The sequence below is a fragment of the Pantoea sp. CS_6 genome (assembly GCF_041954745.1).
Classification (GTDB): domain Bacteria; phylum Pseudomonadota; class Gammaproteobacteria; order Enterobacterales; family Enterobacteriaceae; genus Pantoea; species Pantoea stewartii.
In genome coordinates this window covers 338,015-349,290 of record NZ_JAVAYG010000004.1, presented here as the reverse complement: position 1 = coordinate 349,290, position 11,276 = coordinate 338,015, and the positions used below count along the sequence as shown (strand labels likewise).

Annotated in this window: 12 protein-coding genes and 1 tRNA gene; 8 read left to right on the top strand and 5 right to left on the bottom strand. The window is 54.2% G+C overall.

The features are described 5' to 3' along the window. From RAC90_RS08835 to RAC90_RS08820, 4 genes are all read left to right on the top strand, one after another. The coding region (locus tag RAC90_RS08835; RefSeq protein WP_375124243.1) for a hypothetical protein at window positions 1-272 on the top strand (272 nt) is incomplete at its 5' end. Then, window positions 269-751, top strand: a complete 483-nt coding sequence (locus tag RAC90_RS08830; protein WP_375096977.1) for a phage tail protein — start codon at window positions 269-271, stop codon at window positions 749-751. The genes RAC90_RS08835 and RAC90_RS08830, both read left to right, overlap by 4 nt. Continuing rightward, window positions 751-1,851, top strand: a complete 1,101-nt coding sequence (locus RAC90_RS08825; protein WP_375096976.1) for a phage late control D family protein — start codon at window positions 751-753, stop codon at window positions 1,849-1,851. Before RAC90_RS08830 ends, RAC90_RS08825 begins: the two co-directional genes overlap by 1 nt. A 60-nt stretch (window positions 1,852-1,911) precedes the next feature. Continuing rightward, window positions 1,912-2,130 carry an ogr/Delta-like zinc finger family protein gene (locus tag RAC90_RS08820; RefSeq protein WP_014605020.1) on the top strand — a complete coding sequence of 73 codons (219 nt, stop codon included), beginning with the start codon at window positions 1,912-1,914 and terminating at the stop codon, window positions 2,128-2,130. 166 nt (window positions 2,131-2,296) lie between these two features. Here the strand turns inward: RAC90_RS08820 and RAC90_RS08815 are convergent. Further along, window positions 2,297-2,372 (bottom strand) — tRNA-Ile (locus RAC90_RS08815). Between the two features lie 302 nt (window positions 2,373-2,674). Between RAC90_RS08815 and mug the strand changes: the two genes are divergently transcribed. Then, window positions 2,675-3,190 carry a G/U mismatch-specific DNA glycosylase gene (mug, locus tag RAC90_RS08810; RefSeq protein ID WP_375124242.1) on the top strand — a complete coding sequence of 172 codons (516 nt, stop codon included), beginning with the start codon at window positions 2,675-2,677 and terminating at the stop codon, window positions 3,188-3,190. A 72-nt stretch (window positions 3,191-3,262) separates the two neighbouring features. Here the strand turns inward: mug and rpoD are convergent, their stop codons facing one another. The 3 genes from rpoD to rpsU form a co-directional block, all read right to left on the bottom strand. Beyond that, window positions 3,263-5,107 (bottom strand): RNA polymerase sigma factor RpoD, encoded by a 1,845-nt coding sequence (gene rpoD / locus RAC90_RS08805; RefSeq protein ID WP_028723590.1) that lies wholly within the window; start codon window positions 5,105-5,107, stop codon window positions 3,263-3,265. 674 nt (window positions 5,108-5,781) lie between these two features. Continuing rightward, window positions 5,782-7,527, bottom strand: a complete 1,746-nt coding sequence (gene dnaG, locus RAC90_RS08800) for a DNA primase (RefSeq protein WP_033739835.1) — start codon at window positions 7,525-7,527, stop codon at window positions 5,782-5,784. A 116-nt stretch (window positions 7,528-7,643) separates the two neighbouring features. Beyond that, window positions 7,644-7,859: a 30S ribosomal protein S21 gene (gene rpsU, locus RAC90_RS08795; RefSeq protein ID WP_001144069.1), complete on the bottom strand. Its 216-nt coding sequence runs from the start codon at window positions 7,857-7,859 to the stop codon at window positions 7,644-7,646. Between the two features lie 278 nt (window positions 7,860-8,137). Here rpsU and tsaD point away from each other — a divergent pair, with 278 nt between their 5' ends. Further along, entirely contained in the window at window positions 8,138-9,151 is a 1,014-nt protein-coding gene (tsaD, locus tag RAC90_RS08790) for a tRNA (adenosine(37)-N6)-threonylcarbamoyltransferase complex transferase subunit TsaD (protein WP_006118207.1), read from the top strand. A gap of 34 nt (window positions 9,152-9,185) precedes the next feature. Here tsaD and plsY read toward each other — a convergent pair whose 3' ends face one another. Next, window positions 9,186-9,785 carry a glycerol-3-phosphate 1-O-acyltransferase PlsY gene (plsY, locus tag RAC90_RS08785; RefSeq protein WP_006118206.1) on the bottom strand — a complete coding sequence of 200 codons (600 nt, stop codon included), beginning with the start codon at window positions 9,783-9,785 and terminating at the stop codon, window positions 9,186-9,188. 108 nt (window positions 9,786-9,893) lie between these two features. Between plsY and folB the strand changes: the two genes are divergently transcribed. Both folB and bacA read left to right on the top strand, forming a co-directional pair. Further along, window positions 9,894-10,253 carry a bifunctional dihydroneopterin aldolase/7,8-dihydroneopterin epimerase gene (folB, locus tag RAC90_RS08780; RefSeq protein ID WP_006118205.1) on the top strand — a complete coding sequence of 120 codons (360 nt, stop codon included), beginning with the start codon at window positions 9,894-9,896 and terminating at the stop codon, window positions 10,251-10,253. A gap of 193 nt (window positions 10,254-10,446) precedes the next feature. Further along, window positions 10,447-11,265: an undecaprenyl-diphosphate phosphatase gene (bacA, locus tag RAC90_RS08775; RefSeq protein WP_054633121.1), complete on the top strand. Its 819-nt coding sequence runs from the start codon at window positions 10,447-10,449 to the stop codon at window positions 11,263-11,265. Window positions 11,266-11,276: the final 11 nt, after the last annotated feature.

Genomic DNA, 11,276 nt, shown 5'->3' with positions numbered 1-11,276 from the left:
CGATGGGTATGGCTGCTGCACCTGCCGCTGCGCGCCCGCTTCATCCCATGAGCCTGCCCGCTGGCAGCTATGTGCAGGAAAAGGTCACAAAGCAAAGCGCCATAACTGCCGCGCCTGTCACCATTCACGCGCCCATTACCATTCATCAGCAACCGGGCCAGAGCGCGCAGGACGTGGTGGCAGAGGTGATGCGGCAGCTGGATGCAAGAGAGCGCCGGGCAAAAGCCCACGCGCGGAGTTCTTACCGTGATCAGGGGGGATTTGACGAATGATGATGACGCTGGGGCTGTTCGTTTTCATGCTGGAAACGGTGCCTTATCAGGAGTTGCAGCTGCAGCGCAGCTGGCGGTTTCCGTCCAACAGCCGCATGGGCTTTCGCCCGGCGCTGCAGTTTGCCGGGCCGGACACCGACACGCTGACGCTTTCCGGCGTGCTGCTGCCGGAGCTGACCGGCGGCAGATTATCGCTTTATGCCCTGGAGCAAATCGCGGAGCTGGGGCGCGCGTGGCCGCTGATTGAGGGCAGCGGCACTATTTACGGCATGTTTGTGATTGAGAGCCTGAGCCAGACCAAAGCCGAGTTTTTCAGTAACGGCGCGTGCAGGCGTATTGAGTTCACGCTCACGCTTAAGCGTGCTGATGAATCGCTGGGCGAAATGTTCGGCAGCCTGAGCGGCCAGCTTGACGCCATGAAAAGCGCGGCGGCAGGCGTGGCCGGTAAAGTTACTGCAGCAGCGGGAGGGCTTTTCTGATGATGCAGGCAGAAAGCTGGGTAAAAGGGGCGGCCAGCGCCCCGGCGTTTCGGCTGACGATGGAGGGGGAGGACGTCACGCAGACCATACAAAAGCGGCTCATCAGCCTGACGCTGACCGATAACCGGGGCTTTGAGGCTGACCAGCTTGATATTGAGCTGGACGACGCGGACGGCCTGCTGCAGCTGCCGCGCCGGGGCGTCGTGTTAAAGCTGGCTCTGGGCTGGGAGGGGGAGCCGCTTATCATCAAGGGCAGTTATACGGTTGATGAGATTGAGCACAGCGGAACGCCCGACCGGCTGACGCTTCGCGCCCGCAGCGCCGATTTCCGCCAGACGCTGAATACCAAACGCGAAAAGTCGTGGCACAAAACCACGGTTGGCGAAATTACCAAAGCGATTGCGGAAAAGCACAAGCTGGATTTAGCGCTGGGCGCAGACGTTGAGAAAATGGCAATCGACCATATCGACCAGACCAACGAATCCGACGCCAGTTTTCTGATGCGCGTGGCCCGCCAGTGCGGTGCGCTGGCCTGCGTCAAAGATGGCAAGCTGCTGTTTATCCGGCAGGGACAAGGCAAAAATGCCAGCGGCAAGGCGCTGCCGGTCATCACCATTCAGCGCCGCGATGGCGACAATCACCGCTTTACCCTGGCTGACCGTGACGCTTACACCGGCGTGATAGCCAGCTGGCTGCACACGCGTGAGCCCGCGAAAAAGCCGGAAACAAAGGTAAAGCGACGCCGCAAAACCACGGCGAAGAAAAAAGAGCCGGAAGCGAAACAGGGTGATTATCTCGTCGGCACCGACGAAAACGTACTGGTGCTGAGCCGCACCTATGCCAACCGTTCAAACGCAGAGCGGGCAGCAAAAATGCAGTGGGAACGGCTGCAGCGTGGCGTAGCAACCTTCTCGATCCAGCTGGCACGCGGGCGTGCTGAGCTTTACACCGAAATGCCGGTAAAGGTGACGGGGTTTAAAAAGCAGATTGATGACGGCGAATGGATCATTACCACGCTGACGCACAGCCTGAGCGCCGACAGCGGCTACACGACCAGCATAGAGCTGGAAGTGAAAATTGATTCATTGCAAATGGAGTGAGATGTATCTCAAAACAAATGTTTGTGTATAATTGATTAAAAATGCGATGGGGCTTAAGCGATGATGAATTGTCCTATGTGTGGTAATGCCGCACACACGAGAAGTAGCTTTCAGGTATCTAAGAATACTAAAGAGCGGTATAACCAGTGCCAGAACATTAACTGCAGTTGTACCTTTAAATCACATGAAACTGTGACTGACATAATCATGACACCAGGAAAAGTGGCTAGCGTCCCGCCCCACCCTGATCGAGGTTCTCAGCAAGTCTTATGGATGTAAAAAATGCCCGCTTAGCGGGTTTTTTTTGCCCCTCGCAAGAGAAAAGTTGATGAACATTGAAATATGCAAAAAAAGTCTGCTGCCATTTTGCTGCCATCGAGACTACAGCCAACAAAAAAGCCACCCTTGACAGGTGGCTTAACTGCATGATTTTCATGACTAAATCTGGTGGCCCCTGCTGGGTTTGAACCAGCGACCAAGCGATTATGAGTCGCCTGCTCTAACCACTGAGCTAAGGGGCCAATGGAGCGGGGATTATAAAGTATCTGTTCGGGGCAATCCAGCGTTGTTCGGCTGGTTGCTGAAATAAGCAGCAATGTTTTACTTGCTGATAACTATGATAAAACCGCCAAAAACGCTACGCTGATACGCAGCGTCGTCGCATGTGCGGTGAAGCGCGATTGTCTTATTGGGCTTAACAGTAGGAAAGACAGCCGCGATCACGACATTGCTCCGCAAATAAGCGTTAACCACTGGCAAGATTATGACGAATACGGATTCTTTGCGTGAGCGGCCAGGACGCAGCGCAAAGCCAGGAGGCCTCATGAGCGAACACAACATCACCGATATCATTGCACCGGACCTGAACGTCCTCTTCTGCGGCATCAATCCCGGTCAGTCGACCGCGCACACCGGCTATCATTTTGCCCATCCCGGCAATCGCTTCTGGAAGGTGATTCACCTGGCAGGGTTTACGGGGCAGCAACTGAAGCCGGAAGAGGAGCAGCGCTTACTGGAGACCGGCTGTGGTATTACGATGCTGGTCGAGCGCCCGACCATCCAGGCAAATGAACTGGCCAGTGATGAGCTACGTGATGGCGGTCAGCGGCTGATGGACAAGGTTCTATGCTATCAGCCTGCCGCGCTGGCTATCCTGGGCAAAGATGCCTTTAAACGCGCGTTTCGTCAGAGCAAAGTGCAATGGGGCGAGCAGCCGATCTACATGGGGAAAACCCAGGTGTGGGTGTTGCCGAATCCCAGCGGATTAAACCGGGCCTCACTGGAAGAGATGGTGGCGCTATATCGCCAGATGTACGAGGCGTTACAGCAGCGGCGTTAATGGTGGCGGTTTGCGGGAAAAGGGCAGGGCAGCAGACATAAAAAACCCCGGCGAACCGGGGTTTTAACGGACTTAGTCGTCGAGGAAGCTACGCAGCACTTCCGAGCGGCTCGGGTGGCGCAGTTTACGCAGGGCTTTCGCTTCAATCTGACGAATACGCTCACGGGTAACGTCAAACTGTTTGCCCACTTCTTCTAACGTGTGGTCGGTGTTCATATCGATACCGAAACGCATGCGCAGCACTTTGGCTTCACGCGCGGTCAGGCCAGCCAGCACGTCGTGGGTCGCAGAACGCAGGCTCTCAGAGGTCGCAGAGTCCAGCGGCAGCTCCAGCGTGGTGTCTTCGATAAAATCACCCAGATGTGAATCTTCATCATCACCAATCGGCGTCTCCATAGAGATAGGCTCTTTGGCAATCTTCAGCACCTTGCGAATCTTATCTTCTGGCATCAGCATACGTTCAGCCAGTTCTTCTGGCGTCGGCTCACGGCCCATCTCCTGCAGCATCTGGCGCGAAATACGGTTGAGTTTGTTAATGGTCTCAATCATATGCACCGGAATACGGATGGTACGCGCCTGGTCAGCGATAGAACGGGTAATCGCCTGACGAATCCACCATGTGGCGTAGGTCGAGAACTTGTAGCCGCGACGGTATTCAAACTTATCAACCGCTTTCATCAGACCGATGTTACCTTCCTGAATCAGATCCAGGAACTGCAGACCACGGTTGGTGTATTTCTTGGCGATTGAAATCACCAGACGCAGGTTAGCTTCAACCATCTCTTTCTTCGCGCGGCGGGCTTTCGCTTCACCGATCGACATACGACGGTTGATGTCTTTCACCTGCTCGATGGTCAGGCCGGTTTCTTCTTCAATCTGTGCCAGCTTCTGCAGCGAACGCATCACGTCATCCTGCACGTCCAGCAGTTTTTCAGACCATGGCTTGTTCATCGCCAGTGCGGCTTTGAACCAGCTCTCGTTGGTCTCGTTACCGGTGAACAGCGTAATGAAGTTTTTCTTCGGCATTTTGCACACTTCAATACACAGCTTCATGATCAAACGCTCCTGGGTACGGACACGTTCCATCATTTCGCGCATGTTGTTCACCAGATAGTCGAACTGCTTCGGTACCAGGCGGAACTGTTTGAAGACGTCCGACAGGTTCTGGATCTCAGCGACAGAGGCCGCATGACTGCGTCCTTTGCTCTTGATCACATCGCGCGTTGTTTCGTATTGCGTACGCAGGTCAGAGAACTTCTCGCGCGCCAGTTCCGGGTCGATAGAGTTATCGTCGTCAGAGCTGTCGTCGTCGCTCTCTTCGTCGTCATCGTCGTCGTCATTACGATCTTCTTCGGACAACTCAGAACCGACGTGGGTGGCGGTCGGTGCGAGGTCTTCTTCTGCGTTAGGATCGACAAAGCCAGTGATAAGGTCTGACAGTCGCGACTCACCGGCTTCAACACGATCGTACTGATCCAGCAGGTAGGTAATGGCTTCCGGATATTCAGCAACGGAACACTGAACCTGGTTGATACCGTCTTCAATACGCTTCGCGATGTCGATTTCGCCTTCGCGGGTCAGCAGTTCAACGGTACCCATTTCACGCATGTACATGCGAACCGGGTCGGTGGTGCGGCCAATTTCAGATTCAACGCTGGATAATACCTGAGCGGCAGCTTCCGCGGCATCTTCGTCAGTATCGGAGCTGTTTTCATTCAGCATCAGATCGTCGGCGTCCGGGGCTTCTTCAACCACCTGGATGCCCATGTCGTTAATCATCTGGATGATGTCTTCGATCTGATCGGAGTCGACGATATCTTCCGGCAGATGGTCATTGACCTCAGCATAGGTCAGATAGCCTTGCTCCTTACCACGGGTGACAAGAAGCTTGAGCTGTGACTGCGGGTTTTGCTCCATAAGACGGTATCCACACTTCTGTTAATTAGATTGGTGTCGGTCGGCAGCGAGCCAACAATAACATTGAAGGCATTTCGTTCTCGCCGCTGCCTTCGTCGCGGCCTGGGCTTTGCCCATTAGTAATCGGCACTTAAGCCGCAAATTTTATGTCGGGCCTGGCTTACTCGCCATTTTTGCCTCTGACAGTGCTCGTCATCCTCACGTACATCAGTACGCTCCGGTGACTGCGCGCTTTCAGCGACAAAACCTGCTTCGACGCCGACGGCCCGAGGGCGGAAGCTGGATTACTCGCCATTTTTGCCTCTGACAGTGCTCGTCATCCTCACGTACATCAGTACGCTCCGGTGACTGCGCGCTTTCAGCGACAAAACCTGCTTCAACGCCAATAGCCCGAGGGCGGAAGCTGGCTTACTCGCCATTTTGCCTCTGACAGTGCTCGTCATCCTCACGTACATTAGTATGCTCCGGTGACTGCGCGCTTTCAGCGACAAAACCTGCTTCAACGCCAATAGCCCGAGGACGGAAGCTGGCTTTCACAACATTTTTGCCACTGGCGGTAATCGTCATCCTCACATAGCGGAGGTAACGGTTCGCTTACCGCGGCAAAACCTGCTTCGCCCTGAATAACTAAACCTGCCGCTCCGGTTACGGACAGCAGCAGGTAGGGTAACCTGTTACTTTTTCGCGAAGGCCTGGCTCAGGGTCCAGAGCTCGCGACGTTCATCGGTGCTGAGTCCATGGGTGCGTTCTCGCGCAATCAGGAACTCCAGTCGTTCTTCCAGAGCCGCGTCATAAATACTGGCCAGGGAATCCTGGAACACCGCTTCGCTCTCTTCATCCACTATCATGTGGTTCCACACGGCCAGTGTTTCAAGCGTTTGGCTAAAATTTGTTCCGCGATATAACTCTAGTAGCTGACCGGTGGTCAATCCAGGATTCTCGTTACAGCGCTTCACTAATTCAATAAATAGCGGTAACCCGGCTATTTTTGACTCGGCCAGCCCATCCAGTGCAGGGACCAGACTTGCCAGTTGTGGATTCTGAATCAGCAACGCCACCAGAACGCGCATTGTGGTGCGTTTCAGCGGCGGAGCAACCGGTGCGCTTGCGCCCTGTGCCTGTTTAGGCATCAGCTTTTCAAGCTGCGCATCATCCAGAATACCGAGTTTGTTTCCCAGCTCCTGACGCAGATAAATGCGTAACGTTTCACCGGGAATCTGCGTGATCAGTGGCAATGCCAGTGTACTTAAACGCGCTTTGCCGTCACGAGAGCTTAAATCGACCTGCGGCAACAGGCTGTCGAACAAAAACGAAGAGAGCGGCATAGCCTGCTCCATCCTCGCTTCGAATGCGGCTTTACCTTCTTTGCGAACCAACGTATCCGGGTCTTCGCCGTCAGGTAAAAACATAAAGCGTAGTTGACGACCGTCATTCATGTAAGGCAATGCGGTTTCAAGCGCTCGCCAAGCGGCTTCACGTCCGGCGCGATCGCCGTCGTAACAGCAAATTACGTTATCCGTACTGCGAAACAGCAACTGAATATGTTCAGCCGTGGTCGATGTACCCAGTGAGGCAACCGCGTAGTCCACGCCGTATTGCGCCAGGGCAACGACATCCATATAGCCTTCCACCACTAACAGGCGTTTCGGTTCAGGATGATTTTTTAAGGCTTCATACAGGCCATACAGCTGACGACCTTTATGAAAAACAGGCGTTTCGGGCGAGTTAAGATACTTCGGCGTATCATTACCCAGCACGCGGCCGCCAAAGCCGATAACGCGGCCTCGCTTATCGCGGATGGGAAACATCACGCGCTCGCGAAAGCGATCGTAAACCCGGCCTTTGTCATTACTGACCAGCATGCCCGCTTCCATTAACGACTCGCGATCTTCCGGCTGCTTACCAAAGCGTTTGAGAACATTGTCCCAACCGGCGGGGGCATAACCTATCGCGAAATGATTAATGATATCGGCGCTCAGGCCGCGATGTTGAAGATAATCGCGCGCTGACTGGGCACTGGATTGCTGCAAACTCTGCTGATAAAAACCGTTAAGGTTGTCCATCAGCTGGTACAGGCTCTGGCGCTGATGGCGTTCCATCGGGCTGGGCCCGTTACCCGCTTCGTAAGGGACATCTAACCCGTGAGAAGTGGCTAACTCTTCGATACTTTCAACAAACTCCAGACGATCGTAGTTCATCAGAAAGTCGATGGCATTACCGTGCGCACCACAACCAAAACAGTGATAGAACTGTTTTTCGCCATTTACGGTAAAAGAGGGGGTTTTCTCATTATGAAAAGGACAGCACGCATGATAATTCTTTCCCTGCTTTTTCAGCTTTACGCGAGCATCGATCAACTCCACGATGTCCGTGCGGGCAAGTAAGTCATTGATAAATACGCGTGGAATTCGTCCTGCCATAAGCCCCGTTTTTTCAGCTCATAAACGACAACAAGCCGCGCTTCCTTTCGGAAAGCACGGCCTTTTACTTGACTCGGTCTGCGTTTATCACGCTGTGGAGGCGAACCTCCGGGATATTAGTACAGACGAGTGCGGCGTGCGTTTTCGCGAGCCAGTTTTTTGGCATGACGCTTAACTGCAGATGCTTTAGCGCGCTTACGCTCGGTCGTTGGTTTTTCATAAAACTCACGACGACGAACTTCAGCCAGAACGCCTGCTTTCTCGCAAGAACGCTTAAAGCGACGCAGTGCTACGTCGAACGGCTCGTTTTCACGTACTTTAATTACCGGCATGTAACTCTCACCTCAATAAAATTCGGTTTTTCTGCTGACTGCGGCGCCAGCACATTTCAAAATGGTGCAGCATTTTACTCCAACTCGCGTCGGCTTGTAAAGCACCATGGATAATTAAGAACCAACAGGAGCGTGTGCCTGTGCGGCTGCCGGTTTTTTCCAGGGGCGGGAGTATAGCGCACTCTTTAGGCAGCAGAAAATGACTTTTTGCGTGGATTGAGTCCTCTTTTTGCATAGTGGCTATGCTAAACTGCGCGCCGCAAGAATGAGGTGAAGCAATGCGAATTCTGGGTATTGAAACATCGTGCGATGAAACCGGCATCGCAATCTATGATGACGAGGCTGGCTTAGTCGCGAACCAGCTCTACAGCCAGGTAAAACTGCATGCCGATTACGGCGGCGTGGTACCGGAACTGGCTTCGCGCGATCACGTACGTAAAACGGTGCCCCTGATTCAGGCGGCGCTGAAACAGGCGGATTTAGCGCCGCAGCAGATTGATGCGGTGGCCTATACGGCGGGGCCGGGCCTGGTCGGCGCGTTGCTGGTGGGCGCGACGATTGGGCGCGCGCTGGCCTTTGCGTGGAAGGTGCCTGCGGTACCCGTGCATCATATGGAAGGCCATCTGCTGGCGCCGATGCTGGAAGACAATCCACCCGCCTTCCCGTTTGTGGCCTTGCTGGTTTCTGGCGGCCACACGCAGCTGATCAGCGTTACCGGCATTGGTGAATATGTACTGCTGGGCGAGTCAATTGACGATGCCGCAGGCGAAGCCTTCGATAAAACCGCCAAATTGCTGGGGCTGGATTATCCCGGCGGTCCCATGCTGTCGAAAATGGCGCAGCAGGGCACGGCTGGACGCTTCACGTTCCCGCGTCCGATGACCGATCGTCCGGGGCTGGATTTCAGTTTCTCGGGCCTGAAGACCTTTGCGGCGAATACCATTCGTGGCCATGACGATGACGCGCAAACCCGTGCCGACATCGCCCGTGCGTTTGAAGATGCGGTGGTGGATACGCTGGCCATCAAATGCAAACGCGCCCTGGATGAAACCGGCTTTAAGCGGCTGGTGATTGCGGGCGGCGTGAGTGCCAACCGTACGCTGCGCGAGCAAATGGCGGTCATGATGCAGAAGCGCGGTGGTGAGGTGTTTTATGCCCGTCCTGAATTTTGCACCGATAACGGTGCCATGATTGCCTACGCGGGCATGGTGCGTCTGAAAGGCGGTACGCGGGGAGAGCTGGGCGTAAGCGTCAGACCGCGCTGGCCGCTGGCCGAACTGCCTGCCATCTGACAGAAAAAAGCCGGTTAACCGGCTTTTTTTACGCTTACTGTTTCTTTTTGCGCTTCCAGATTTTACTTTCCTGACGACGCCACAGACGTTGGATGTTGTCATGATGCCGCAGCAAAATCAGGCAGGAGAGCATGGAAACCGGGAACGTAAACTGCGGTTTAAACCACCAGACATAGAACGGCGCAATCAGGGCGCTGACAATCGCCCCAAGCGATGAGTAACCGCTGAGCAGCACGGTCAACAGCCAGGTGCCGGTCATCAGCCCGGTCAGATCCCAGCCGATAGGCGCGATAGCACCAAACGCGGTCGCCACGCCTTTCCCGCCTCTGAAGCGGAAAAACACCGGATAAATATGGCCCAGACAGGCGGCAATAGCGGTTAAGCCCAGGTAGAGCGGGGGCACGTGAAGCAGGTACGCCAGCCAGACAGGCACCATACCTTTCAGAATATCGAATACCAGCACCGTTGCTGCCGCCGCTTTGCCGCCAAGGCGCAGCACATTGGTGGCACCCGGGTTGCCTGAACCGTGGGTGCGGGGATCGGGTAGCCCGGCGAGTTTGCATACCAGAATCGCACTGGAGATGGACCCACACAGATACGCGAAAATAATCATACCAAGCGCGAAAGCACTCATAACACCGTCCCGTTTCCTTTGGGGTCGTTTTGATCACGTCAACTATGGATAATACGCACAATCTGCCGGAAGTGGTATCCGGCCTGGCCAAAAACAGAGAGCACCGTCATGGATATCGTCTTTATAGAACAACTCACCGTCTTCACTACAATTGGCGTTTACGACTGGGAGCAGGGGATTCAGCAGAAGCTGGTGATCGATATCGAAATGGCCTGGGATAACCGCCAGGCGGCCGCCAGTGACGATGTTAAGGATTGTCTGAGCTACGCCGACGTCTCTGAGGCGATCCTGACACATCTGACGGGCGGACGTTTTGCACTGGTCGAACGCGTTGCCGAAGAAATTGCGGATCTGTTGATGAACCGTTTCAATTCGCCCGGTGTGCGTATAAAGGTAGCAAAACCGGGCGCTGTAGCGCAGGCCGCGCAGGTTGGCGTGCGAATTGAGCGCGGGACTATTCCTAAATAATGATGATGTGATTGCCATCACAATGAAACCAAACCAAATTATGGTCTGTCTCAGCAGGTGCCGTTTCGTTATAACAAACTCAATGGCAAGCGAGCTTAATGTTATATTCAGGCTGGACAGATAAGATTCAAGGCGATAGCGCGACTGCTAGCGCCTTTTTCATGGTTTTAAAACGGACAGAGGAAATACATTGATGGCAGATATTCATCAGCTGTGGGTAGCTGCAATCCTGGGCGTGGTAGAAGGGCTGACCGAGTTTTTACCGGTCTCTTCCACCGGGCACATGATTATAGTGGGGCATTTGCTTGGCTTTGAGGGTGACAAAGCCGAAACCTTTGAAGTCGTGATTCAGCTAGGCTCCATTCTGGCGGTAGTCGTGATGTTTTGGCGGCGTTTGTTTGGCCTGATCGGCATCCACTTTGGCGAAGTCAAACACGAAGGGACAGGAACCGGTCGCTTAACGCTGATTCATATCCTGCTGGGCATGATTCCTGCTGTCGTGATAGGGCTGGTCTTACACGATCAAATTAAAACGCTGTTTAATCCGATAAATGTTATGTATGCGCTGGTGGTCGGAGGTTTGCTGCTGTTAGCGGCGGAATTCCTGAAGCCAAAACAGCCAAAATCCGTTGGCGTGGATGACATTACCTATCGTCAGGCGTTTATGATCGGCTGCTTCCAGTGTCTGGCGCTGTGGCCGGGCTTTTCGCGTTCAGGTGCCACGATTTCAGGCGGGATGCTGATGGGCGTGAGTCGCTATGCGGCGTCCGAGTTCTCCTTTATCCTCGCCGTACCGATGATGATGGGGGCGACCGGGCTGGATCTGTACAAGAGCCTGGGCTTCCTGAGCATGGCCGACTTCCCGATGTTTGCAGTGGGTTTTATCACTGCCTTTGTCGTCGCGATGATTGCGATCAAAGTGTTCCTGGAGCTGATCAAACGCATCTCTTTCGTATCGTTTGCGGTCTACCGCTTTATCGTAGCGGCTGCGGTTTACATGCTGTTCACGTAAACCCAACGCGG